The sequence below is a fragment of the Chloroflexota bacterium genome, from assembly GCA_026706485.1.
In the GTDB taxonomy this organism is placed as follows: Bacteria; Chloroflexota; UBA11872; order UBA11872; family UBA11872; genus JAJECS01.
The window spans coordinates 63,340-86,393 of the sequence record JAPOYR010000013.1 but is presented as its reverse complement, the minus strand read 5'-3'; the positions used below and the strand labels follow the sequence as shown (position 1 = coordinate 86,393).

Here is a 23,054-nt window from a genome sequence, read left to right as displayed (position 1 = left end):
AGATCAGAATGCGCCAGCGACGCTTCCCGTCTACGCCTCGGGCACCGTCAGCGGCGCCAGCATCTCGTCGGTGATGTAGCGGCCCAGCCCGAACAGCTTGCGGTCGGAATACCACAGGATGCGCTCGCCCTCGCGCTCGGTGAGACTGGAATACATCGACAGCCACGGCCGATAGTGCGGCGCCACTCCCACGCCGTCGGTGTCGAACAGCAGCAGCGGCTCGCTGAACCACAAGGGTTGGTGGGCGTTTGGGCGGAATTCGCCGACCGCCAGGAACTGCGGCCGCCGGCTGTCGCTGTTGAGCGGACCGAAGCCGTTGTAGCCCCAACCGTCGTGGTTTTGCAGCAGCTGGATGTAGCGCCCATCGTGAAGTCGGTAGAGCGGCGTGGGCGAAACCGGGTTCTCCATCGGGGCGCCGCCGTCGCGAAACCGGAGCATTTCGCTCGGGCGCCACGAGTGGCCGTCATCGGCGGAAACCGTGTACCAGATCTGCCCGTTGGGCGTGCGCATGCTGGCGAACAGCCGTCCGTCCGGCAGCAGCACCAGGCCAGGCTCCTGGCAGAAGGAATATCCGGCGGTGACCTCGGTGTCGAACATGACCGGTGACGACACGAGATCGTCGCTGTCGGGCAGCCAGGTCAGCTCGAGGTCGCGCGGGTCTGGCTCGTCGTCGATGTTCTCGAAGCGCAGGAACTCGACGTGGCAATCGCCGACGCCGCGCGGCGCTTTGGCGGAGGCCGGCGTGCGGCGCCGGACGCGCTCGGAGGTCCAACGGGTGATGCCCACGATGTGTTTGTTGTTGCGATCACGAATCGGCTTCTGCCACACGATGCACGAGGCGCCGGCCTTGGGATCGGGCAGGTCGAAACGGGTGTGCCGGAATGGAATCTGCACGTTGCCGTCGACCCAGGTGCGACCGTCGTCGTCCGAAACCTTGCACTCGAGGAACGCGTTGGTGTAGCTGTCGCCCAGGCCTGTGCTGCGGTTGTAGAAGCAATAGATGCGCCCGTTTTGGCTCATCACGGGGAAGCCGAACGACGCGACCTGGCCGGGATAGCGGTCCTGTCCGGCCAGCACGTCGGGGCCGGTCCAGGTGCGCCCGCCGTCCTCGCTGCGGCGCACCATGATCGCCTCGTCGGCGGCGTGTTCCTGGGTGCAGTACGTCCAGATGGCCAGCAGCGCGCCCTCGCGGGTGAGGCTGACCAGGACGTGGTCCACCGACTCCTGCCACTCCGGGGGCGCGGGCGGCAGGAAGAACACCAGATCGGGGTTGGTGCGCCGCCAATCGTCCGAATAGGTCTGGTGCTGGCTCTCGTCAATCATCACCGCGCGCCTCCTTTGTCCGGGCGCCGTTCCCGACGGTCGAGTTCGAGCCCCGGTCCAGCGGCGAGTGCGGGATCATATCCCACGCCCGCGGTCGCCCGATCGCTAGGCCGTGCGGAGCCCCTGCGCCGCGCGGCGCTCGCGCGCCCGCCGCACCTGGAGATTCTTGCGGGCGATCCGCTCTTGCGTCGCCACCTCGGCCTGCCGCCGTCCCCGCCACACTTCGGCGAGCCCGCCGTAGAACAGCAGGTAGCTGATCCCGTGGAGCAGCACAAACCACTGCTGGACCGAGAGGAATCGGCGGAACCCGGTGAAATTAAGCACCACGAGGGCCGACATCCCGGTCGGTACGCCATAGGCCATGCGCACCAAGCCGCTCACGATGATGAACAGCAGCGGAATCTGCGCGCCCTCAATGCGTCGCAGCGGTATGGCGACGGCAGCGTGCAGCAGGCCGCTCAGAAAGGCCCAGGTCCCCGCGAGCCCGACGTAAGCGGCGGCGGGGACGACGGTTTCGGACCACACCACCAGCCACAGGGCAAAGCCGGCGATTCCCGCAACGGCTCCCAGCGCGGCATCTGTCAGGATCAAACCGCGCGCGGGCCGAAACTCGCGCACGCCCAGCGCCACGGCCAGAGCCAGCGCACCGTCCGCGAGAGCAAAGATGCCAAAGATAATGGCCGGCGGCGCCTTCAGGTCCTCGGGCCAGAGAAGGCCGATCTGCGCGTTGGCATAGATCAGCGGCACCACGGCGCGCACCAGGAGCAGCCACCACCGGGATCGTGGAACCCCGACCGCGCGCCCCGTGGCGGCGGGCGCTTCAGCCGTCATCGGGGACGCCGGCAAGTCAATGGACGGTAGACTTCAGAGTCGCAGCCAGAGGTGTGCGCATGGAAACGCTGACGCAGGATCAAGTCGACGCCTTCAACGAGCTTGGCTATCTGAGGTTGGAAGAGGTCTTTGACGCCGAAACCGTCGCCCGGCAGTCGGAAGAGCTGGAGCGGCTCATGCAAGAGTGGGCCACGCAAGGTCCGGGGTGGAAAGGGCCATGGCGGCAAGCATATATGACCGCCGAGGAAGACCAACGTGCGAGATTAGACATTCTTGGCAATCTCCCCGGCTACTCCGAGGAGTTCTTCCGCGCCGTCACCGACGACAAGCTCGTCGGCGCGGTGGCGGACCTGCTGGGCACCGGCGTCGAGTACCACCACACCATGCTGCACGCCAAGGGACCGGAGATGGGCACGCCGTTCCCGATGCACCAGGACTATCCGTTCTATGCGCACGAGGGGCCGGGCTACATCGACGCGCTGCTCCATATCGACGACGCCACCGAGGCCAACGGCTGCCTGAAGTTTCTGCCCGGCAGCCACAAGCTCGGCCCGCTGGAACACATCGGGCGCGTTGACTCCAAGGACACCCGCCCGCACCTGCCGGTGGACGAATACCGGCTGGCTGACGCCACGCCCGTGCCGGCCAACGCCGGCGACGTGGTCTTCATGAGCTACCTGACGATCCACGGCTCGGATCCGAACCGCACCAATGGGTGGCGGCGCCTGGTTCGCACCGGCTACCGCGATCCTCACAACGTGCAGACGGGCGGGCACAACTCCGGCGTCAACGGCCTGATTCTGCGCGGTCAGAAGCGCAACCTGGCGTTCGCGTAGCGGTTTCGGCTGGCTCCTCGGCTGCACGCAGCCCGGGCCGCCGGGCGGCCTGAGTAGGCCGCCCGGATCCGTCATTCCGAGCCGAGGGCGAGGAATCTAAGGGGTGCGGAGATATCCCTGCGTCCTTAGATTCCTCACTTCGTTCGGAATGGCAGTAAATGGCTCGAGATGCCAGTCGCAGGCACGGCGCGGTTCTCGCGACGCAGCCTCGCCCCTACTCCACCGTCGCGCTGCCGAACACCTCGATCAGCTTGTCCCGAACCTTGTCGACGACGTCGGGCGCCGGGTGCGGGTAGGCGTGTCCCAGCAGGTTGTTTGGATAGAGCCCTTGCAGGTGGATCGCCGCCTTGAGCGACGCCAGCCAGTTTTGGCTCGAGGCCCACTGGAGCCACGGGTCTTCGTATTTGAAGACGAACTCCCAGGCTTCGTCGGTGCGGCCGGCCGCCACGTGGTCGTAGAACTCGTTGGCCAGGCGCGGCCGAATTGGCGCGATGGGACAGAGGTAGGCCGGCGAGCCCAGCGGGTACCCGAACATGAAGTTGCGCATTTGCCCGCCGCTGATGACGCCAAAATCCTCGTCGGCGGTACCGCGAATCAGCTCGTAGTAGTCGTAGAACGGATGGCCGTCGTTTTTGATGCCGATCATGTTGGGCCGCGCGGCCAGCTCGACGGCCGCGTCAAGCGGAAAGTTCGGCCCCGACAGCAGCAGCAGCGGCACGTCCGCGGCGTCCTGCACCAGGTCGAAGTAGCGCACCACGACCTCGCGGCTCAGCGTGAGCCAGCTGCTGAACTGCAGCTTGACGGCGTCGGCGCCCACGCGGTCGGCGTGGACCAGGAACTCGCGCGTCACCGACGGTTTCCATAGACCGGACGAAGCGATGAACACCGCGCGCCCCTGGTTGGCTTCCGCCACGACTGCCGTGAGCCGCCAGATCTCGTCGTCGCTCAGGCTGGCGAATTCGCTGCTGCCGGCCGTGAGCATGAGGATCGGCGTGCCCTCGTCCGCGAGCCAGTCCACGTAGCGCGCGATCGACGGATAGTCGGGAGTGCCGTCGAAGTTGAAGCACAAGTTGATTGGAACGACCGGGCCCTTCATCCGCGCGAGCACGTCTTGTCCGCGACTCATGCCTGCCCCCGAAAACCTTGACGCGACATCCGGCGCGCAGTGTGACACCGGGCTACGGCCGAGGCCAACGACCTCAGGTGCGCGCGGATCGCCCCGCCGCTTCGAACTCCGATCGCGGCCACTCCCGCAGGACATTCGCGAGGAGCACGTAGAGCATGGCCGTCAGCACCACGACGGCCATGAGAATCACGCTCTGGGTGTTGGCCAGGCGCACGACCTCGGGAGCGGCCGCGGCTTCGACGCCGTAGACGAGCCGGGTCACGGCGATAAAGATCGTATAGAGGATGACGAGGTGCGCGGAATCGCCGTGGCGCATGGTAAATGACACCGAAAACTGCGCCGTGGCCGTCAGCATCGCCCACACGGCAACCAGTCCATAGAACAGCTCGAAAGGCATTGGGCGGCCGAGGCCAAACGAGATGACGGCGGCGATGAGCCCAATCACGATCGATACCGCCGCTTCGAGGCGTAGTTGGCGCCGGGCGGGCGCGAAGGCGCGGCTCCGGTCTGCGAGCACCAACAGCAACGCGCCGTCGGCCATCGCGAACATGCCGAACATGAACGCCGCGTCCGCACGCTCGGCGGGCTCGATCCACAATTGCGTGAGCACGGCCGCGCCGTACGCCAGGATCAGCACCGCGCGCCCATAGACCGTCCGCCACGCTTGTGCGCGCTCGGGGAGACGACGCTGGGCTCTCAGCGCCGGGCTCGCTCGCTGTGGGGCCTCGTCGTTTCCGCGAGCCGCGAGGAATGCGTGCCAGAAGTCAGGCAGCCCATCCACGATCCGGGGGAACACGCGCCCGGCCCACGGCTCGACCAAGCGCCGCAGCGTAGTAGCACCGATGAGCGCCGCGACAATCGCGAAGACAAACACGAATGCGGCGCTGGCGACCGCCCACAGCGTGCCGGCGAGCAAGGCCAGTCCAAAGCCCTTCGGACGGGCCTCCGCGGGCACGAGCAGGGCGCGCTCCCCGATCTGCCAATCGAGCCCCCAACCAATGAAGGTGTCGAGCCAGGCAATGAGTCCAGTCACCAGGCCAAGCGCCACCGCCAGCCCGGCCGCCCAGGAAAAGCCGCCGCGCAGGCGGAACAGCAGCCCCCAGATCCAGCCGGCCAGCAGCAACCCAAAGATGACCGTGTGAAGGCCGATGCCCAGGGCAAAGGTGTCGCCCGCGAGCACGGCCGGCGCCAGGCCGACTTGATGGATCCAGGCGACGGCGATCACCAGGCCGGCCACGGCGCCGATCCGAAACCCCGTCCAGCCTCTCAGTCGGTCGGTGAGGTCGTAGTTCTCGGCGAGGTCGTAGCTCATGGCCGAGGCTCGATGCGTCTCGTGATCCCCAACGTCTTCAAGTCTCGCATCGCGGTCGGCGCTTCATGCAAGAATGCCGCCCCGTTCTCTTGAGGTCGGCAATGTCCCCCAGCGCCCCTACCGTAGGTCACGTTGGCCTGGTGGTCCGGGACATGGACCGCATGCGCGATTTCTACATACGCGTGGCGGGCCTGCGGGAAACGCGCCGCGCGACCCTCGAGGGTCCGCACATCGACGAATTGACCGGGCTATCGGGCGTCGTGCTCGAAGCCGTCTTCCTGGGCACGGCGGAGCGTCCCGAAGCCCTGGAGCTGCTCAAGTACCACAACCATCCCGATGCGACACCCGCCCGGGGGCCATCAGGCAGCGGTCCGAATCACGTGCAGTTCGTGGTTGATGAGTTGGATCCAATTGTCGACGCGCTGCGCGCGGAGGGCCTGGACGTGTGGGGCGGGCCGGTGGACTGGCCCCGTCTCTGGCGCCGCGTGCTCTACGCCAAGGACCCCGAGGGAAACGTGGTGGAGTTCAACGAACGGCTGCCCGACGTGCGGCATCCGGGGGACAGCCAGGTGGATTCGGGCAGCCACTAGGGCTGCCCCTACAATCCCAAATCCCGGCCGCCCCTCAAAACCCCAATCCCGTGTAGGGGCGCCTCTGGTGGACACCCGATCCGCCTTCGGTATCCGGTGGCCCACGCTGCGCGCAGCGTGGGACCGTCCCCGTTGGCAGCGCCTTTCCCCCGCTCGGGGCTAACATTGCCGCCAATTCGCGGTGACCAAAATCGGGCAGCTTCCGGATTCCCTGTAGGGGCGCCCCTGGTGGGCGCCCGTCCGCGGTCTTCGGGTTATCCGGGTAGGCCGCCCCTACCTCGCCTGCCGCAGCGCCTCCCACAGCATGCGCTGGGTCGCCAGGATGTCCTGGTCGCCCATCGCCTCGCGAAAGGCCGAGTCGTCCAGGGCGTCCAGCACCCGCAGCATGAAGTGGATGTTGTGGACCTGTTGCGCGGCGTTCAACGCCGAGTCGACCTGCCACCAGAAGCAATCGATCCCCAGGAATCCGCCGTAGTCGGCCTCGCGCAGCCAGTAGAGCAACTCCAGGCACTCCCAAAAGTGCTGGCTGGCGAAGATCGTGCCGATGTCGGTCGGCAGCTGGGTGTCGTTGAGGTGCAGGTGATGCAGCCGTCCCAGGCGCGCCGCGTCCCAGGCGGCCTGGCCGAGGTTTTCGTGGCTGAGCAGCGTGTGGGCCACCTCGAGCTGCGCGCCGAGGTTCGGGCGTCCGACCTCGTTGGCCAGGTCCAGCGTGGCCGCCATCGAGCCGATGTTGGACCAGCCCTTGGGCGTGTGAATGCGGTATTCGAGCGCCACGAGCAGGTCGCCCGCCGCGTCGCAGATCTCGCGCAGCGCCTCCAGGGTGAATCGGCGCGCGCGCCGAAAGTCTTGCTGGAATGGATAGTCAGGCCCATCGAGGGCGGTGAACAGATAGATGCCCCTCGCATCGAGGGCGCGAGCCACCTCGATCGAGTACAGCGCCATGTCGATCGCGATTCGCCGGTCGACCGCTTCGGGCGACGTCCAGAGCGCCTTGGGGAACCCGCGCGCGACGGTCTCGCCGTGCGACACCATGGCGCAGACCAGCCCGCGCTCGTCCAGCCGCCGTTTGACGTGCGCGGCGTTCTCCAGCGTGACGGTCGTGCGGCTGAAGCACTCCACGCCCTCGACGTCCGGCACACCGTCCATGTGCCGGAACGCGGCGTCGATCTCGTCGTTCGACGGCCCATCGACGTGACGCGTCTGAAAGTGCCGGTAGAGACCGTCCGAAAACCGTGGCCGCCAGTCGCAGTTGCTCACGCTGGGCTCACCGCGGGAGCCAGGTGTCGTCGAGCATCACGTCGGTCAACCGCCGGCCGAGCAAATACTGCATGCGGTCGCAGTACCAGAGGATGACTTCGTCGGCGAAGTCGGTCAGGCTACCGTAGGCGGCGAGGCCACCCGGACGCCCACGAGTCACCGAGGTCGCCCAGGCGTTGTCGACGATGAGGTGCGGACGCCCGAAAACCAGCGGCTGGCCGCCGGGATTGTCGATCTCGCGCCCGACGCTGACGAATATCGGTCGGCGAGACTCGCCGCTGCCCGGTCCGGTGCCGCCGTTGCCGGTGCCGTCGTTGTTGTGGAAGAACAGCAGATAGCGCCCGTCCCGCAGTTTGTAGAGCGGACACGGCGCCGACGGGTGGGGAACGGGCGGGCCGCCGGGCTGGAAACGCAGCATCTCGGCCTCGGACCAGGACTGTCCGTCGTCGCTCGACACCGAGTACCAGATGTACCCGGTCATGGTCCGCAGCACGCAGACGATGCGCCCGTCGCCGAGGGGCTGAATGCTCGGTTCCATCGCCGTGCTCATGCGCGGATCCCGCGGCTGGGGCACGCGGATGCCGTGGTCGGCGTCCGGCCAGGTGGTCACCACCAGGTCGGCCGGATCGTCCACCGTCATCACGTTGTCGAAGCGCAGGAACCACGCCTCGTGGTGTCGCTGGTTGAAGCCGATCTCGGGCGTGACGGTCTCGAACTGCCCTTGGAAGGCGTTGCCCGCCCAACGCGTGATCGGGCACATCACGCTGCCGCGCCGGGTGACGATGGGCGCCTGCCAGCCTGAGGTGACCCAACTGCTGAGCATGTCAGGGTTTGGATCGTCGATGGCGCCGCGGCCGATAGCGGTATCGTGCCGCGGTCCCCAGGTGTGGCCATCGTCGTCCGAGACGCGCCAGGCCAGCACGCCGGTCATGCCGCGATCGAAGTCCACCGGACCGGTGTTGCGGTGATAGAAGATCCACACGCGGCCTGAGTGCGGCACGACGACCGGAACCGACCACACCGCGGTTTGCTCCGTGCCTGCGGGCGGCGCGTCGAGCACCGTCGGCCGGCTCCAGGTGCGGCCCCGGTCTTCGCTGCGCGCCACGGCCACGCGGGCGTTGGGTCCGTGAAAGCTGTCGGCGTCTGCCTGGGTCCAGGTTCCCAGCAACGCGCCGGTCGTCGTGGCGGTGACCACGAAGTGCACGTTGCCCGCGTCCCACGGCCCGTTCTCCGACGCCTCGCGATGCGCCGGCGTGTCGCCGTCCTGCGGGATGTAGACCACGAAGTCCGGGTCGCTCACGTGAGCGTCGGCCCAACGTTCGGCGGCGGTCGATGCGGGAGCCATGGGTCGTCCTTTCAGCTCAGGCGCGGGCCGCCTGCAGTTCCTGCGACGCGACCTGGGCCAGCATGCGCAGGTCGCTGGAGAGATCGATGAAGGTGAACCCTTGCGCGATGAATTGCCGCGCGTGCGCGACCGTCGGGGCCGGCGTTCCCGCGGGCTTGCCGTTGGTCTGCGCGCCGGCGAGGATTCGGGCCATGGCTTCCAAGTGCTCCGGCACGCGATAGACGTCGGCGCGCGTGTAGCCCATCGCGACGACGAGATCATTCGGACCGATGAACGCGACGTCCATGCCGTCCACCGCCATGATCTCGGCGATGTTGTCGACGCCTTCGCGGTCCTCGATCTGCGGGCACACGAGCAGGTTGTCGTTGATGCCTGACACGTAGTCGGCGGAGATCGCCGCGCGCGAGTTGCCGCCCGACCGATGGCCGCGCGGCGCGAAGCGCACCGCATCGGCAATGGCCTCCGCCTGTTCCACCGTGCTCACGTGCGGCACGATCAGGCCCATCACGCCGGTGTCCAGGATGCGTCCGATTCCCTCGGGTTCGTGCGACCAGGCGCGAGCCATCGGCACCGCGCCCCGGGCCTCGATCGCCCGCACGGCGTGCGTGATTTCGCCGAGGTCCCACGGTGTGTGCTCGGCGTCGATGGCGAGCCATTCATAGCCGGCCTCGGCCAGCACCTCCGCCGCCAGCGGCGAGGCCAGGTTGAGCCAGGAGCCGATCGACACCTCGCCCCGCGCGAGCTTCTCTTTGACCGGATTGGGGAAGATCACCGCGTTCGTTTTGGCGAGGTCGTGCCGACCGGAGCATACTGCGGCACCGTGGCGGCCGCCCACCGCGGCCGAATGTCCCGCCCGCTTGCCGCAAAGGTGGTTCCGAATGTCCACAGCAGGCACCGCACACATCGGCGATCTCGGTCTGTCCCAGCCGCCGATCTATCTGACGAATCTCGACCGCTGCCAGCCGGCGGACGCGCTGTCGAGCGAGTCCAAGACGGGCCGCTGGCGCGCGTTTGCCTATTCCACGGCCGACCTGAGCGGCACGCTGCTCTACGCCGGCGACAACACGGCGGCGCCGGAGGTCACCTTGCCGCTCGGCGTGAGCGGCTGGCACGCGATCTCGATCGGCCAGATGGTGCACGACCACGAGCTCTACGAGTGGAGCGGCAACCTGCTGGCGAAGCTCAGCGGCGAACGCGGCTTCACCAATATGCATCTCCCGCCGCGCATCAACCCGCAGCCCGGCGGCGGCGTGCTGCTGGCGGAGACGTTCTTCAAGATCGCCGACCTCACCGGTCAGGACATGCAGTTCAAGCAGATCGCCGTGTCGGCGGACGTCAACCAGCCGGACGGCATCTGCGACTGCGAGCCGGCCCGGCCGGCCTACGTCAAGCTCGTGCCCCTCACCGACAGCGAGGTGGCGGCGCTGAAGGCCGACCGCGCGCGCACGGACACCAAGCGCCTCTACGCCCACGACGACAACCACGGCTGGATGGGCCATATCCGAGCGCACACGCCGGAGGACGTTCAGGGGCACCTCGAGCCGTACCGCAACACCGACTTCGAGCGGATCTATCTCGAAACCGGCGGCGGCGACCTGCTGAACTACTTCACCAAGATCGCCCGCGATCACACGCTGGACGCTCACGAGGACTTCTCACACGTTGGCTACCGGAAGCAGTCAGAGGCCTGGAGGATCTTCCGGGACCAGGGCGTCGACCCCTACGACGTCGCCATCGAGCACGCCCACGACATGGGCCTGGAGATTCACGCCTCGTGGCGCGTGACGGGCTTCCACTATCCGCCGCCCAACGATCACTTCAATTCGGGCGACGGAGTGTTCGAGGCGCATCCCGAGTGGCGCAGCGTGGATCGCGAGGGTCGGATCACGCCGCGGCTCTCCTACGCCTATCCGGGCTTCCGCGCATTTGCTATCTCTCTATTGAGGGAGATGGCCGAGAAGCCGGTTGACGGCGTGTGCCTGCTCTACAACCGCCGGCCGCCGTTCACGGAATACGAGCCGCATATCGTCGAGGCCTTCAAGGCCGCCTCGGGCCATGACCCGCGCGAGCTTGACGAGCACGACCCGGACTGGCTGCGATTCAGAGCGCGCGTGATGACCGACTTCATGCGCGAGCTGCGAGCCGGGCTGGCGGAGGTGGCCGCGGCCACCGGTCGTGACAAGCCGATCAGCGTCTCCGCGATCGTGATGAAGGACGAGGCCGAGAACCTGCACCGCGCCCTGGATCTGCAAGCCTGGGTGTCCGAGGGCCTGATCGACACGATCATTCCCTACACCTCGGCGCCGGAGCTCAACAGCCGGGTGCCCGCCTGGGACGAACCCGAGCGGCAGCTCGAATTCTTCTTGGACCTGGTGCGTGACACGCCGGTCGAGTTGGCCGCGAGCGTGCTGCCGCGGTCCATGACGCCGGAGGAATACCAGCACGCCGCGGCGCGCATCTATCGCACGGGCGTCGAGCGGCTGTTCTTCTGGGACTGCACCACGGCACACGATTCCTTTAAGGGCCTGCGCTCACTGGGGCACCGCGAAGATGTCGAGGCCTGGCATGCGGCAGGAAAACCGGACCTTTCAGCGCCGCAGCACACGCTGACGACGCTGGGTGACTGGGACTTCTCCTACGACACGCCCGGCTAGGGGCCGGCGACCGCGTTAGTCGGTCGCTTCGCGCGGACCTCGGCGCCAGACATCGCCGTCCAGCGTTCCGGCGAACACCGCCTCGGCGCCGGAGGCTTCCGTGGCCGCAGTGACGCAGGTCACGTTTGCGGGAGCGTCGCGGCCGCCGGTTGAACTCCAGGTGTGCCCTTTGTCGCGCGAGTAGAACAGCCCCAGGCCCGTGCCGGCATAGAATCGGCCCGTGCGCCCGAAGTTCGGCGACACCACCAGGCTCGTAACCGCCGCTAGCCGATCGACGCTCACCCGGCCTTCGACCCATGACGCCATGCGCGGGCCGTTGGGCGTGAAGACATCGCGCCCGGCAACCACGCCCACGAACGCGCGCGCATCGCGGTAGTTGGATGGCATGGCGATCGGAGCCAATTGCCCGCGCGCGCCCCTCTCGAATACCCGCACCCAGGTCACCCCGGCGTCGCGCGTGTGATAGAGGCGAATGCGTCCCTCCGCAATGGAGGTGACGAAGATCGTCCCGTCGTTGGCCACCCGCGGCGAAAAGGCAATCGCCACCACGCGCCCGTTGCCGAATCGCTCCGCAACCTGGCGCCATGTTGATCCGCCATCGTCCGAAAGGTGCAACTCACCGCCCGCGCCGCCGACCGCCAGGCGTCCCCCGGCCCCGATCGTGAGGCTCGCGGGGGAAAGGGCTTCAGGCAGGCCGGTCAATGCGTCCCAGTGCCGACCGCCGTCGGTGCTTTGCTGAACGTCTGCTCCAGCAATGGCGAGCACACGCTTGTCGTTGCCGAAGTCGGGCGACATGGCCAGCGTGGAGATCGTCGGCTCGTCGGGCGACGCAGCCGGCGGGGACCAGGTGCGACCGGCGTCGTGCGAACACAGCAGCCCTTCGTCGGCGGTGCCGGCGATCAGGGTGCCGTCGTCCGCGAAGGCCGGGGAGGCGGCCAGCGCAAGCAGCGGACGACTGGCGAGGCCGTCGTCGCTGCGCCGCCACGTCTCACCATGATCGTCGGAACGCCAGACACCGCCCTCATAGAGGCCGGCCAATAGCGCCCATCCGCCGCCGGATTCCACGGCGGCCAGGGTCAAGACCAGGCGCCCGTCGATGTTGCCGACTTGCTCCCAGGTCTCCCCGCGGTCACTCGTCCGCAGCAAGCCGCGCTCGGCGGATGCGATGACGACCATGCCGTCTTGGCCGTAGTTGGGAGAGATCACCAGAGCGTTCACGGTCGTCGAGGCGCCGACCTCGGGTACCTGCTGCCAGGTGAGCCCATTGGTTGTCGTGCGATAGAGACCGGCGCCTTCGGTGGCGGCATAGGCCGTGTACGCATCCGGATGCGCCACGAACTCCAGCGCCTGAATGGGGTGGCCCTTGGCGCAGTCGTCGGCCAACTGCCAGGCGCTCGCGCCTCGGGAACGCATGTACAGGCCGCTGGCGGTTCCGGCAAGCACGCGCTCCTGGTGCGGGGGGCCCGGCGACACGGCCACGGCGAGGACCTGCTGGTCGTCCAGGCCGTCATTTTGCGCGTTCCATGTCCGACCGAGGTTGGCCGACACGTAAACTCCGTCGCTTTCGGTTCCCACCAGCGCAAGTCGATCCTGGGCGTATTGCGGCGAAAAGGCGGCGGACGTGACACTGGCTTTGGCGCCCCAGAAGAATGTGTCGCGCCACGTGGCCCCGCCGTCGATGGAGACGAATGCCGAAGCGTCGACGGTGCCAGCCAGCAGCGTGTGGTCGGTGGCAAACGCCGGGGACACCGCCGCCGACTGCACGTAGGGCGCGCCGATGCCGCCGGCCGCGCGCACCCAGCTTTGCCCACCGTCCGGCGATAGAAAGAGCCCGCTCAACGTCCCCGCCAGCACGGCCGACGACCCCGAGCCGATCGGCGCGGCGGCGAGGCACGTGACCGTGCCGCCGCTGCCTTCGCGGAGCCGTGACCAGACGGGGCGTCGTCGAGGTGCAGCCATGGGTGTGACGCGCTAGCCGGCGGCCCGGCCGGTCATACCCAGCGATTGCCGCGTGCGAGTCATGCGTGATCCGGCAGGTGAACGACCGCGCGGCCCCAGGGCTCGATTTCCAGATCGAAGGCGCCGTCGGTCACCGGCAGGTCCGTGTGCGTGAGCAAATCGCGCGCCGACACGACGGCTTCGCGCGGACGCAGACGAGATCGCGCCGCGGTGCGCTCGACGTTGAAGACGAATAGGAGACGTCCCCCAAGGCGCGAGCGCCGCGCCACCGGCACGACCGGGTCGCCCGTGACGTCGATGGGCGCCGATACGCCGGCGTCGCGCGCCAGCCCCAGCACCACCTCCGGCACTCCCACGTCGCCGAAGCCGGCCGAGGTCGTGAGACCGAACCAGGTAAAGCGGGCGTCCGCCGTCTGCACCGCGACCGTTTCGCCTTCCAGCGTGGCCACGGCTTTCGTCGTGCCCAGCGGCTCGAGCACGGCGTAGCCGCACTCGGAGGTGATCGAAAGGTCGCCATAGGCCGTCGTCAGTTGGTTGCGGCCCTCGCGGATATCGAATTCGGAGACTCCAGAAAAGTCGGCCACGCGCACGCCGAACCGCTCGGCGAACCCCTCCGGGGGGCCGTAGCTCGATTGGCCGTCGGCAGAGTACATGCCAAAACTGCCCTCGGCGACGATTCGCGTCTCCGGCGAATGCTCGAGGGTCGCTTCGATCCGGCGTTGCAGCGCCTCGGTCATGAGCGCCGCGTTGGGCATGATCACGAGCTTGTAGCCGGACCAGTCCATGTTGGGCGAGAGCACGTCGGCGGGGATGCCATTGGCCCACAACGTGCGGTAGACGCCGCGCACGTCGGCCACGAATCGGTCGCCCTCCTCGTTGTAGTTAAACAGCTCCTGGGATTCCGGGTGATAGATCACGGCCACGTCGGCGGGCGGACAATCCAGCGGCAGGTGCTCGCGCAAACCCTGGATTTGCGACACCGCTTCCTCGGCGGATGTGAGCCGTGGCGTGTCACGCCCGTCGAGCGCGGTCAGGCAATACCCCGGCGACTCGAAGCTCAAATACTCGGGGCGGAATTGCCAGAACATCGCCCCGGCGGCGCCGTGGGCCAGGGTCATCCAGAGAAGCGTCGTCGTCTCTTGCGGGTCCGACTGCTTGCTCCAGGTCACGCCGCCCGGTGACATGCCCGCGTAGATCTCCTCGTTCCACCAGCGACCGTTCTTGCCGACGCTGCGCGACCAATCGAAGGAGAAGGCCCGCTCGGCAATTTTGTAGGGGTCGTCCGACGTCAACAGGTTGTTGGACGGCATGGACATGCCCCAGCTGTCGGCGTAAGGCGCGCAAATCTCATCCCAGGGCCGCGGGAACCACGCGCCGTGGGCCCGCTTCTCGTGGTGGGGGTCGATGGCGTTCGCCGTGTCCACCATCCACTTCAAGTGGTCGGCCAGGTTTTCGTAGTGGAACCGGCGATAGACCAGCATCTCGACGACGTTGTTGTGCGAGCGCGGCGGATCCACGTCTTCCCAGCGCCGGTAGCGGCGGAGAAAGCGTTCGTTCAGCTCGTCGAGGGTGTACCGATCGCGCAACCACGCCTTGTATTTCGCGAGGGTGTAGTCGCAGTAGCACGGGTAGCCACCGCCCTGCGGGCTCCAGGCGGCGGAGTAGTTGACGCCGTCCCAGAGCCCCCAGATCAGCAGACTCGGCCTGTCCTTATATCTATTGATGACGTGCCGCAGCAGGCCGCCGCCATATTCGCGCCAGGCCGGATGGTCGTAGCAGTGGATCACGCCGCCCTGGGGATAGGCCCCGCTCGCGTGCGACGACACCGCCTGCCCCAGATAGTTCACTACCCGCATGTCGGGGTGTTCGCGAGTCAGCCACTCGGGGCACGCGCCGTGGGTGCCGAGCATTATGTCGAGCCACACGTATAGGCCGTGCTTCTCGCCCAGGTCGAACATCATGTCGAAGTCGTCCAGCTCGTACTGGCCGGGGCGGGGCTCCATGTGGTTCCAGTAGGAGTGGCTGCGCACGATGCGCATCCCGGCGGCCCGGATGCGCGCATAGTCGCCGTCCCACACGTCGAGCTTGGGAATCGGCCCGCGGTAGTGCTCCGTGCCGACGGGAAACGGGTGGTCGGGAATGCTGACGAAGGCTGGCTCAGACATGCGGCAAGCCACCGTGCGGGGGCAGGCGGTACCGCGGCATGCTACTCGCCAATTCCCGGCAGCGCGAGTGATCGGCGGAGCGGGAAATACTGCCGCGAGGCCTGGGGCGCGCGGAAAGCCGCCGCCCCGTCCCGCGCCGTTGACATGCGAATTCGCTTAGGGGTATCGTCGGCACCCGAACCGCCAACGGGCCGGTTGGGCCGCTGCGTAAGCAGCATCTGCTGCGAGCGCTAGGGAGGCTTTTCCAGCAGGTGGAGTTCGACGGTAGCGCGCTCGTGGCCACGGGCGCGCGAGTGGGGGGCAGACAGCGCCGGATGCATATGGCAATATTCGGCGTGATGTTCGCGACGCCATCCATTCAGACTGTGGCAAGTTCGCGTATCTCTAGATTCGGCGCGCGTGGGAGCAGAGGACATGCGTGCGTCAGTTGTTCGTTGGCGCCACGCTGAGCGCCGAATCGGCGGCCGGAGTGTCGCCAAGGGACCGTAGAGACCAGAAGGGGGAGAGGATGACGAAGGACCTGTTGCTAAGTAGACGGCGAATGCTCGCCGTCACGGCCGGAGCCGCCGCAGTTGGCGTCCTGGCCGCTTGTGGTGAGGCCGAAGAGGTAGCCGAGGCGACCGCGGCGCCGGCAACGCCGGCTCCGACTGCCGCGCCCACAGCCGCCCCGACTGCCGCCATGACCGAGGCGCCGACGGCCGCTCCGACGGAGGCCCCGGCCGAAGTCATGGCGATGCCCGAGCACGACCGAAACACGGGCATGACGTATGAACTCGGCAAGGACTACAAGGAAGCGCCGGCGCTGGCCGACATGGTTGCCGCAGGCGAGCTTCCGCCGGTTGAAGAGCGCCTGCCCGACGAGCCGCTGATCTGGCAGCCGTGGGAAGCGATCGGCAACTACGGTGGCCGCACCAACTGGGCCAGCGTGGCGATTTCGGTGGACATTGGCAACGCCAACCGCACCGACGCCGTGGCCTACAACATGGAGGGCACCGCGCTGGTCAACGACGCCGTCAAGAGCCACCACGTGAGCTCCGACGGCACCACCGTTGTCTACGAGTTGCGCAAGGGCCACAAGTGGTCGGACGGGGCGCCGTTCACGTCCGCCAACTTCCAGTGGCACTTCGACAACTACATGGTGAATGAAGAGCTTTCGCCGTCCGGCCCGGGCCCGAAGATCAACGGCAAGCCGCCGAAGGTCGAGACGCCCGACGAGCTGACGGTGGAGATCTCCTATCCGGACCCCGTGCCGATCCTGCTGGACCGGCTGGGCCGTGGTGGTAGCGAGCGCGGGTTCTACCTGTCCTCGCACTACATGGAGCAGTACCACGCGGACTTCAACGCGGACGCCCCGAAGATGGCGACCGACGAGGGGTTCGACGACTGGACGCAGCTCTTCAAGGCCAAGATGCGCTGGGGCGCGCACCAGACCTGGTTTACCGAGCATGCGGTGAACCGCCCGGTGCTGGCGCCGTGGACGCTGACGGCCCACTCGGCGGACCGCGCGTCGCTCGACCGCAACCCGTACTACCACATCGTCGACACCGAGGGGAACCAGCTTCCCTACGTGGACGGTCTGAACTACGAGTTGCTGTCGGACAAAGAGGTCTACCAGATCCGCATTACGGCGGGATCGTTGGACTTCGGGCAGTTCGAGCTCGACTTCAACAACATGCCGCTGTACCGCGACAACGAGGGCTCGGGCAACTATCGGACGCTGATCAGCAAGGCGCTCCGAAGCTCGGCCTTGGCGCTCCAGCCCAACTGGACGTACAAGGACGCGGCGGTTGCCGAGATCTTCCAGGAGCTCGACTTCCGCATCGCGCTGTCAGTGGCCATCGACCGTGACGCCATCAACGACGCGGTGTTCTTCGGTCTGGCAACGCCGTTCCAGGGGACCATCCTCCCGAGCTACACGTTCTACGAGGACCACTGGGGCACGATCCACACCGAGTTCGACCCGGCCAAGGCCAACGAGCTGCTCGATGGCATCGGCCTCGACCAGCGCGACGGCGAAGGCTGGCGACTGCGACCGGACGGTGAGCGCCTGACGCTGATCTTCGAGATCGGTGACCAGGAAGGCCCGAAGGACGCGATCGCCGAGCTGGTGGCCGAGAACTGGCGTGACGTCGGTCTCGACACCCAGTGGAACCAGATGGAGCGCCCGCTGTACGAGGAGCGCTTGGACCAGCTCACCGAGATCATGATCGGGACCGAGCACACGGAAGCCGCCGGGTACTTCACCCGCTGGGTCCCGTGGGTCTGGGGCTACAAGGGCAAGCGAGCCGTCTGGGCCGGCGGTTGGACGCGATGGTTCGCCACCGACGGCGCCGAGGGCGCGGAGCCGCCGGCGGAGATCAAGGCCAACGCCGACCTGAAGTTCGCCTGGCAGCTGGCTGCGCCCGGCACTGCGGAGTACGACGACCTCGGTCGGCAGTACTTCGGGTGGCAGGCGGAGCAGTTGACGGTGATCGGCACCGTGGGGCTTGCCCCGCAGCCGGTGATCATCAACAACCGGGTGAAGAACTTCCCGGACGACGAGGAGAACCTGTGGTTCGGCGCTGGGGCCAACTTCACGAAGCCCTATCGCGCGTTCCAGTGGTTCATCCCGGACGCATAGTCGCGACCTAAGGTCGCCGGGAGCCGCCGGCCATCCGGTCGGCGGCTCCCGGTGGCAACGGTCGTGGAATGTGCGCTACGGTAGCGGGCACCGCGACCTGACCGGACCGAGGACGATACTGGCGAGTTGAGGTTGGGCGTCAGAGAGGGACGCAACGCATGAGGGCATATCTGGTCCGACGGTTCCTATTCATGGTCGTCGGATGGTGGCTGTTGAGCGTCGTGGTCTTTATCGTCATCCAGCTTCCGCCGGGCGACTTCCTCACTAACTACATCGCCGGCCAGGAGCAGGCCGGCACGTTCCTCGAGCGCGAGGAAATCGAGTCTCTCAAGCTCTACTACGGCCTCGACCGCACACCCATCGAGCAGTATTTCTACTGGGCCGGCCGCTTTGTGGTCGGCGACCTGGGCCGCTCATTCGGCAGCTGGCGCGCCGCCGAGCAGCCGGTGACGAAGATTCTGGCCGAGGTCCTGCCCTTCACGGTCATCCTGTCCACGCTGGCGCTGATCTTCACCTTTGCGGTGGCCATCCCGATCGGCATCTACTCGGCCACGCATCAGTATCGGCCCGGCGACTACTTCTTCACCGCCGTGGGCTTCATCGGCTTAGCGGTTCCAAACTTCATGCTGGCATTGCTCTTGATGTACCTGCTGTTCAAGTATTTCGACATCACGGCTGGCGGCCTGTTTTCGCCCGAGTATGCGCTGGCTGATTGGTCGGTCGAGAAAGTCATCGACATGCTCCAGCACCTCATCGTGCCTGTGGTAGTGCTCGGCACTGCCGGCACTGCCAGCACCATGCGGGTGATGCGGGGCGTGCTGCTCGACGAGCTTGGCAAGCAGTACGTGATCACCGCCCGCGCGCGCGGCGTGTCCGAGCGCAAGCTGCTCTTCAAGTACCCGGTGCGTCTGGCGCTCAACCCCATCGTGAGCAGCACTGCTTACATCCTGCCGGGCATCTTCGGCGGCAATGCCATCGTCGCCATCGTCCTGAGTTTGCCAATGACCGGGCCCGTGCTGCTGACGGCGCTGCGGGCCCAGGACATGTTCCTGGCCGGCAGCATCGTCATGGTTGAAGGGGCCCTCGTGATCTTTGGAACATTCCTTTCCGACATCCTATTGGCGCTGGTGGATCCGCGGATTCGCCAAGAGCGTGCCGTGGCGGCCTAGCTTATGGCTACAACTTCACTCGAACCCACCACCGGATCCGGCGTCTCAGTCCGTGAGTTCACCGAGGAAGAGCAGTATTACGTCGCCTCGCAGTGGCAGCTCATGTGGCGGAAGTTCCGCCGCCACCGCCTGGGCTACGCCAGCGGCGTCCTGCTGCTCCTTGGCTACTTCTTTGCCATCACCTACGACTTCTGGATCCCCTACGACTTCACAGATCGGCACGACAAGCTGTCCTCGCCGCCGACTCGAATTCATGTGATCGACGCCAGCGGGACTTGGCAAATGCCGTTCGTGTACGGCACCCAGGCCCTTGTCGATCCGCAGTCGTTCAAACGGACGTTTGTAGAGGACCCCGAGCTCGTCCACCCCATCGGCCTTTTCACCCAAGGCGCGCCCTACAAGTTCTGGGGCCTGTTTGAATGGGACCGGCATTTCTTCGGCGTCGAGGAGACGACCATCCACCTCTTCGGCACCGATGAGCTGGGACGCGATGTCTTCTCGCGCACCCTTTCCGCGGCCCGCATCAGCCTTTCAATCGGACTGGTGGGCGTGATCCTCAGCTTTGTGCTGGGAGTCATCATCGGTGGAATCTCGGGCTATTTCGGCGGCACGGTTGACCTGCTGATCCAGCGGTTCATCGAGTTTGTAATTTCGGTCCCCACAATTCCGCTCTGGATGTCACTGAGCGCCGCGGTGCCCATCACTTGGTCGCCGCTGCAGACCTACTTCGCCATCACCATCGTGCTCTCGGTGGTCGGTTGGGCCGGCTTGGCCCGCGTCGTGCGCGGCAAGATCCTCGAGCTGCGCGAGAACGACTATGTAATGGCAGCCCGGGTAGCCGGCGCCGGCAACATGCGCGTGCTATTCGACCACTTGGTGCCCGGCTTCATGAGCTACTTGATCGTGCACCTCACGCTGCAAGTGCCGAGCATGATCCTGGCTGAAACGACACTGAGCTTCCTGCGCCTGGGCATCCGCGCTCCCGCCGTGAGTTGGGGCACGCTCATGCAGGACGCGCAAAACGTAAGCGTGATCGCGGTCTTCCCCTGGCTGATGATTCCGGGGCTCTTCGTAATCATCGCGGTGTTCCTCTTCAACTTCCTGGGCGACGGCCTGCGGGACGCCGCAGACCCGTACCGATAGGCGAGCCATGACAGAAGAACAAGCACCCGTCGCCGCGCCCGAATCAGAGGCGCTCACGGACGAAGACGTCATCCTCGAGTTGAACGACGTCCGAACGTACTTCGAGCTGGATGAAGGAACGCTGAAGGCCGTTGACGGCGTCTCGTTCGCCGTTCGGCGCAACGAAACGCTCGGAATCGTCGGCGAGTCCGGCTGTGGTAAGAGCGTGACGGGTCAATCGATTCTCCGGATCGTGCCCAAGCCCGGCGAAACCGAAGGCAACATCTGGTTGCGGCGCAACGGCGAAACCGTTGATCTCGCGTCGCTCCATCCATCCGGCCGGGAGATTCGTGACGTTCGCGGGCGCGACATCGCCATGATCTTCCAGGAGCCGATGACGGCCTTCTCGCCCGTCCACAGCGTTGGCAACCAGATCATGGAAGCCATCCTGGTGCACGAGAACGTTTCGAAGCAGGCTGCCCGCGAGCGTGCCATCGAGGTCCTGAGCCAGGTGGGCATTCCGGAAGCCGAACGGCGGGTCGACGCGCTGCCGCACGAGCTTTCCGGCGGAATGCGACAGCGAGCCATGATCGCCATGGCGCTGGTGCTGCGACCCAAGCTGCTGATTGCCGACGAGCCCACGACCGCGCTGGACGTGACGATCCAGGCCCAGATTCTCCGCCTGATGCAGGACCTGCAGAAGGAAATGGGCATGTCGATCATGTTCATCACGCACAACCTTGGCGTGATCGCGAACATGGCCGACCAGATGATCGTGATGTACCTCGGGCGCGTCGTCGAGCAGGGCTCGGTCGAAACCATCTTCGGCGAACCGCAGCACCCATACACGCAGGCCCTCATGGAGTCGATCCCACGCATCGGCTTGACGCGGGGCGAGCGGCTGAGCTCGATCGCCGGCACGGTGCCGGTGCCGCTGAATCCGCCGGCGGAATGCGGCTTTGCCTCTCGCTGCCCCAAATTCATCCCCGGCCGCTGCGACGCCGACGTGCCAGCAATGATCGAGACGTCGCCGGGCCACCACGTACGGTGTGTGCTCTATGAGTAGCGAGCAAGAGATGCAGAGCGACTCAACCCAGCCCATGTCGACTGAGACATCCAACGGGCAGGCCGCCAACACCATTCTCGAGATCGAGGGGCTCAAGAAGTACTTCCCTATCGAGAAGGGACTGCTGCGGCGGGTCGTTGGCTACGTCCGGGCCGTTGACGACGTCAGCCTTTCGATCGCCGAGGGGAAAACGCTCGGGCTCGTCGGCGAATCGGGCTGCGGCAAGACCACGCTCGGCCGTTGCGTGGTCCGCGCCATCGAGCCAACCGACGGCAGCGTTCGCATGCATGTCGACAACCAAGACACCGAGCTGACGGAGTTGGGCTCGCGCGAGTTGCGCGAGTACCGTCGCAACCTGCAAATGGTCTTCCAAGACCCGTATTCCAGCCTCGACCCTCGAAAGACCGTGCTGGACATCGTGGGCGAGCCGCTGCGGATTCACAACGTGGCGCGAGGCCGTGAGCTCGAGACTCGGGTCAGCGAGCTACTCGAGGTCGTAGGCCTCGACATCCGCTACCTCAAGCGATATCCACACGCGTTCAGTGGCGGGCAGCGTCAGCGCATCGGCATCGCGCGCGCCCTGGCCTTGAACCCGAAGGTCATCATCTGCGACGAAGCCGTCTCGGCGCTGGACGTCTCGGTCCAGGCGCAGATCATCAACCTGTTGGAAGAGTTGCAGGAAGAGTTCGGCATTGCCTATCTGTTCATCGCGCATGACCTGAGCGTCGTCGAGCACATCTCCGATGAGGTCGCCGTGATGTACGTCGGGAAGGTCGTCGAGCACGCTTCTACGGAAGAGCTCTTCAGCAACCCGAAGCATCCCTACACCGAGGCCCTCATGTCCGCGGTGCCTCTACCCGACCCCAAGCGGAAGCTGGAAGAGATTACGCTTGAGGGCGAGGTGGCCGACCCGGCGGACCCGCCGAGCGGATGCTACTTCCACCCGCGCTGCCGCTACGCCCAGGACCGGTGCCGCGAGGAAACCCCGGAATTGCGCGTGGTTGGCGAAGGGCATGAATCCGCCTGTCACTTTGCCGAGGAGCTCGATCTTCGCGGCGTAACCGCTTGAGTCCGCCTGCCCGACTGCCCGCCGCACGGGTTTGGCGAGGCGAATCGGGTCGGCGGTTCGAATAGCCGGTAGTCATGCTTCAGTTGATCGTCCCACTGACGTTGCTCATTGCCCTCGTATGCACGGGCGTGATTCTCTGGGCTTTGTGGATGATTCGGCGGGCGGCAAGCCAGATCGAAGAGCGACATCGTTTCGCCGAGCTCATCGTGAATGAGGGCGAAGTGCCGCTTCCATGGATCGAAATGTATCGGAAGCGCGCGGCGAAGCTACGCCGGGCGCCGGACTCACCGACTGACGTCGAGGCCGCGACAGATCTCGCTCGCTCATCGATCGGCCGCGAGCTCGACCGACTGGTCCGCTACGTGGAGACCACGCGTCTGGTCGCCGACGAATTCACGCGCGAGACCCTCATCGAGGGCATCAATGAACGCCGGCGCGAGTGGGAAGCCAGCGGCTGGCGGGAGTTCGTGGACGCGGCGCGTCGACCGCTGAACAACCACACCGCGTCATGATGCGAGGCTTGCCGGCGTCAATTCGGAAGACATCCAGCCAACCTCTTTGCCTTCGTCTCGGGGGCGACGGCAGCCACCGGGCCACCTGCCCAAGCACA

At 66.4% G+C, this 23,054-nt stretch carries 18 protein-coding genes; 9 read left to right on the top strand and 9 right to left on the bottom strand.

Going from position 1 to position 23,054, the window contains the following annotated elements:
• Nucleotides 1-30: 30 nt before the first annotated feature.
• Both OXG79_13905 and OXG79_13900 read right to left on the bottom strand, forming a co-directional pair.
• Nucleotides 31-1,323: a sialidase family protein gene (locus tag OXG79_13905; GenBank protein ID MCY3784858.1), complete on the bottom strand. Its 1,293-nt coding sequence runs from the start codon at nucleotides 1,321-1,323 to the stop codon at nucleotides 31-33.
• A 105-nt stretch (nucleotides 1,324-1,428) separates the two neighbouring features.
• Nucleotides 1,429-2,154: a hypothetical protein gene (locus OXG79_13900; GenBank protein MCY3784857.1), complete on the bottom strand. Its 726-nt coding sequence runs from the start codon at nucleotides 2,152-2,154 to the stop codon at nucleotides 1,429-1,431.
• A 59-nt stretch (nucleotides 2,155-2,213) separates the two neighbouring features.
• Here OXG79_13900 and OXG79_13895 point away from each other — a divergent pair, with 59 nt between their 5' ends.
• A complete protein-coding gene (locus tag OXG79_13895; GenBank protein ID MCY3784856.1) occupies nucleotides 2,214-2,990 on the top strand; it encodes a phytanoyl-CoA dioxygenase family protein in 777 nt (258 codons plus the stop codon).
• Between the two features lie 214 nt (nucleotides 2,991-3,204).
• On the opposite strand, the gene OXG79_13890 is transcribed toward OXG79_13895, so the two are convergent.
• Both OXG79_13890 and OXG79_13885 read right to left on the bottom strand, forming a co-directional pair.
• Complete coding sequence (locus tag OXG79_13890; GenBank protein ID MCY3784855.1) at nucleotides 3,205-4,116, bottom strand: dihydrodipicolinate synthase family protein; 912 nt, start codon at nucleotides 4,114-4,116, stop codon at nucleotides 3,205-3,207.
• Nucleotides 4,117-4,189: 73 nt separating this feature from the next.
• Complete coding sequence (locus OXG79_13885; protein ID MCY3784854.1) at nucleotides 4,190-5,428, bottom strand: hypothetical protein; 1,239 nt, start codon at nucleotides 5,426-5,428, stop codon at nucleotides 4,190-4,192.
• Nucleotides 5,429-5,529: 101 nt separating this feature from the next.
• Here OXG79_13885 and OXG79_13880 point away from each other — a divergent pair, with 101 nt between their 5' ends.
• Entirely contained in the window at nucleotides 5,530-6,018 is a 489-nt protein-coding gene (locus OXG79_13880; GenBank protein MCY3784853.1) for a VOC family protein, read from the top strand.
• 273 nt (nucleotides 6,019-6,291) lie between these two features.
• Here OXG79_13880 and OXG79_13875 read toward each other — a convergent pair whose 3' ends face one another.
• Genes OXG79_13875 through OXG79_13865 form a run of 3 tightly spaced genes read right to left on the bottom strand, consistent with a single transcriptional unit; the run spans nucleotide 6,292 to nucleotide 9,455 of the window.
• Entirely contained in the window at nucleotides 6,292-7,275 is a 984-nt protein-coding gene (locus tag OXG79_13875; GenBank protein MCY3784852.1) for a TIM barrel protein, read from the bottom strand.
• A 7-nt stretch (nucleotides 7,276-7,282) separates the two neighbouring features.
• The gene (locus OXG79_13870; GenBank protein ID MCY3784851.1) at nucleotides 7,283-8,620 is read right to left on the bottom strand and encodes a sialidase family protein; all 1,338 of its coding nucleotides are present in this window, start codon (nucleotides 8,618-8,620) and stop codon (nucleotides 7,283-7,285) included.
• A 16-nt stretch (nucleotides 8,621-8,636) separates the two neighbouring features.
• The gene (locus tag OXG79_13865; GenBank protein MCY3784850.1) at nucleotides 8,637-9,455 is read right to left on the bottom strand and encodes an aldolase/citrate lyase family protein; all 819 of its coding nucleotides are present in this window, start codon (nucleotides 9,453-9,455) and stop codon (nucleotides 8,637-8,639) included.
• A 43-nt stretch (nucleotides 9,456-9,498) separates the two neighbouring features.
• On the opposite strand from OXG79_13865, the gene OXG79_13860 reads away from it, so the two are divergent.
• Nucleotides 9,499-11,274 carry a family 10 glycosylhydrolase gene (locus OXG79_13860; GenBank protein MCY3784849.1) on the top strand — a complete coding sequence of 592 codons (1,776 nt, stop codon included), beginning with the start codon at nucleotides 9,499-9,501 and terminating at the stop codon, nucleotides 11,272-11,274.
• Between the two features lie 15 nt (nucleotides 11,275-11,289).
• Here OXG79_13860 and OXG79_13855 read toward each other — a convergent pair whose 3' ends face one another.
• Nucleotides 11,290-13,233 (bottom strand): hypothetical protein, encoded by a 1,944-nt coding sequence (locus tag OXG79_13855; protein ID MCY3784848.1) that lies wholly within the window; start codon nucleotides 13,231-13,233, stop codon nucleotides 11,290-11,292.
• A 59-nt stretch (nucleotides 13,234-13,292) separates the two neighbouring features.
• Nucleotides 13,293-15,398, bottom strand: coding sequence for a beta-galactosidase (locus tag OXG79_13850; GenBank protein ID MCY3784847.1), 2,106 nt, complete (start codon nucleotides 15,396-15,398; stop codon nucleotides 13,293-13,295).
• A gap of 541 nt (nucleotides 15,399-15,939) precedes the next feature.
• Here OXG79_13850 and OXG79_13845 point away from each other — a divergent pair.
• The 6 genes from OXG79_13845 (at nucleotide 15,940) to OXG79_13820 (ending at nucleotide 22,956) form a co-directional block, all read left to right on the top strand.
• Entirely contained in the window at nucleotides 15,940-18,018 is a 2,079-nt protein-coding gene (locus OXG79_13845; GenBank protein MCY3784846.1) for an ABC transporter substrate-binding protein, read from the top strand.
• Nucleotides 18,019-18,176: 158 nt separating this feature from the next.
• The gene (locus tag OXG79_13840) at nucleotides 18,177-19,187 is read left to right on the top strand and encodes an ABC transporter permease (GenBank protein ID MCY3784845.1); all 1,011 of its coding nucleotides are present in this window, start codon (nucleotides 18,177-18,179) and stop codon (nucleotides 19,185-19,187) included.
• Nucleotides 19,188-19,190: 3 nt separating this feature from the next.
• Nucleotides 19,191-20,330 carry an ABC transporter permease gene (locus OXG79_13835; GenBank protein MCY3784844.1) on the top strand — a complete coding sequence of 380 codons (1,140 nt, stop codon included), beginning with the start codon at nucleotides 19,191-19,193 and terminating at the stop codon, nucleotides 20,328-20,330.
• A gap of 7 nt (nucleotides 20,331-20,337) precedes the next feature.
• A complete protein-coding gene (locus tag OXG79_13830) occupies nucleotides 20,338-21,375 on the top strand; it encodes an ABC transporter ATP-binding protein (protein ID MCY3784843.1) in 1,038 nt (345 codons plus the stop codon).
• 34 nt (nucleotides 21,376-21,409) lie between these two features.
• Nucleotides 21,410-22,444: an ATP-binding cassette domain-containing protein gene (locus OXG79_13825; GenBank protein ID MCY3784842.1), complete on the top strand. Its 1,035-nt coding sequence runs from the start codon at nucleotides 21,410-21,412 to the stop codon at nucleotides 22,442-22,444.
• 74 nt (nucleotides 22,445-22,518) lie between these two features.
• Nucleotides 22,519-22,956: a hypothetical protein gene (locus OXG79_13820; protein MCY3784841.1), complete on the top strand. Its 438-nt coding sequence runs from the start codon at nucleotides 22,519-22,521 to the stop codon at nucleotides 22,954-22,956.
• Nucleotides 22,957-23,054: the final 98 nt, after the last annotated feature.

Bases quoted from the DNA above. Each gene is read 5' to 3' on its own strand.
- OXG79_13905 (MCY3784858.1), bottom strand. From the start codon at position 1,323: ATGATTGACGAGAGCCAGCACCAGACCTATTCGGACGATTGGCGGCGC.
- OXG79_13900 (MCY3784857.1), bottom strand. From the start codon at position 2,154: ATGACGGCTGAAGCGCCCGCCGCCACGGGGCGCGCGGTCGGGGTTCCA.
- OXG79_13895 (MCY3784856.1), top strand. From the start codon at position 2,214: ATGGAAACGCTGACGCAGGATCAAGTCGACGCCTTCAACGAGCTTGGC.
- OXG79_13890 (MCY3784855.1), bottom strand. From the start codon at position 4,116: ATGAGTCGCGGACAAGACGTGCTCGCGCGGATGAAGGGCCCGGTCGTT.
- OXG79_13885 (MCY3784854.1), bottom strand. From the start codon at position 5,428: ATGAGCTACGACCTCGCCGAGAACTACGACCTCACCGACCGACTGAGA.
- OXG79_13880 (MCY3784853.1), top strand. From the start codon at position 5,530: ATGTCCCCCAGCGCCCCTACCGTAGGTCACGTTGGCCTGGTGGTCCGG.
- OXG79_13870 (MCY3784851.1), bottom strand. From the start codon at position 8,620: ATGGCTCCCGCATCGACCGCCGCCGAACGTTGGGCCGACGCTCACGTG.
- OXG79_13860 (MCY3784849.1), top strand. From the start codon at position 9,499: ATGTCCACAGCAGGCACCGCACACATCGGCGATCTCGGTCTGTCCCAG.
- OXG79_13855 (MCY3784848.1), bottom strand. From the start codon at position 13,233: ATGGCTGCACCTCGACGACGCCCCGTCTGGTCACGGCTCCGCGAAGGC.
- OXG79_13850 (MCY3784847.1), bottom strand. From the start codon at position 15,398: ATGTCTGAGCCAGCCTTCGTCAGCATTCCCGACCACCCGTTTCCCGTC.
- OXG79_13845 (MCY3784846.1), top strand. From the start codon at position 15,940: ATGCTCGCCGTCACGGCCGGAGCCGCCGCAGTTGGCGTCCTGGCCGCT.
- OXG79_13840 (MCY3784845.1), top strand. From the start codon at position 18,177: ATGAGGGCATATCTGGTCCGACGGTTCCTATTCATGGTCGTCGGATGG.
- OXG79_13835 (MCY3784844.1), top strand. From the start codon at position 19,191: ATGGCTACAACTTCACTCGAACCCACCACCGGATCCGGCGTCTCAGTC.
- OXG79_13830 (MCY3784843.1), top strand. From the start codon at position 20,338: ATGACAGAAGAACAAGCACCCGTCGCCGCGCCCGAATCAGAGGCGCTC.
- OXG79_13825 (MCY3784842.1), top strand. From the start codon at position 21,410: ATGTCGACTGAGACATCCAACGGGCAGGCCGCCAACACCATTCTCGAG.
- OXG79_13820 (MCY3784841.1), top strand. From the start codon at position 22,519: ATGCTTCAGTTGATCGTCCCACTGACGTTGCTCATTGCCCTCGTATGC.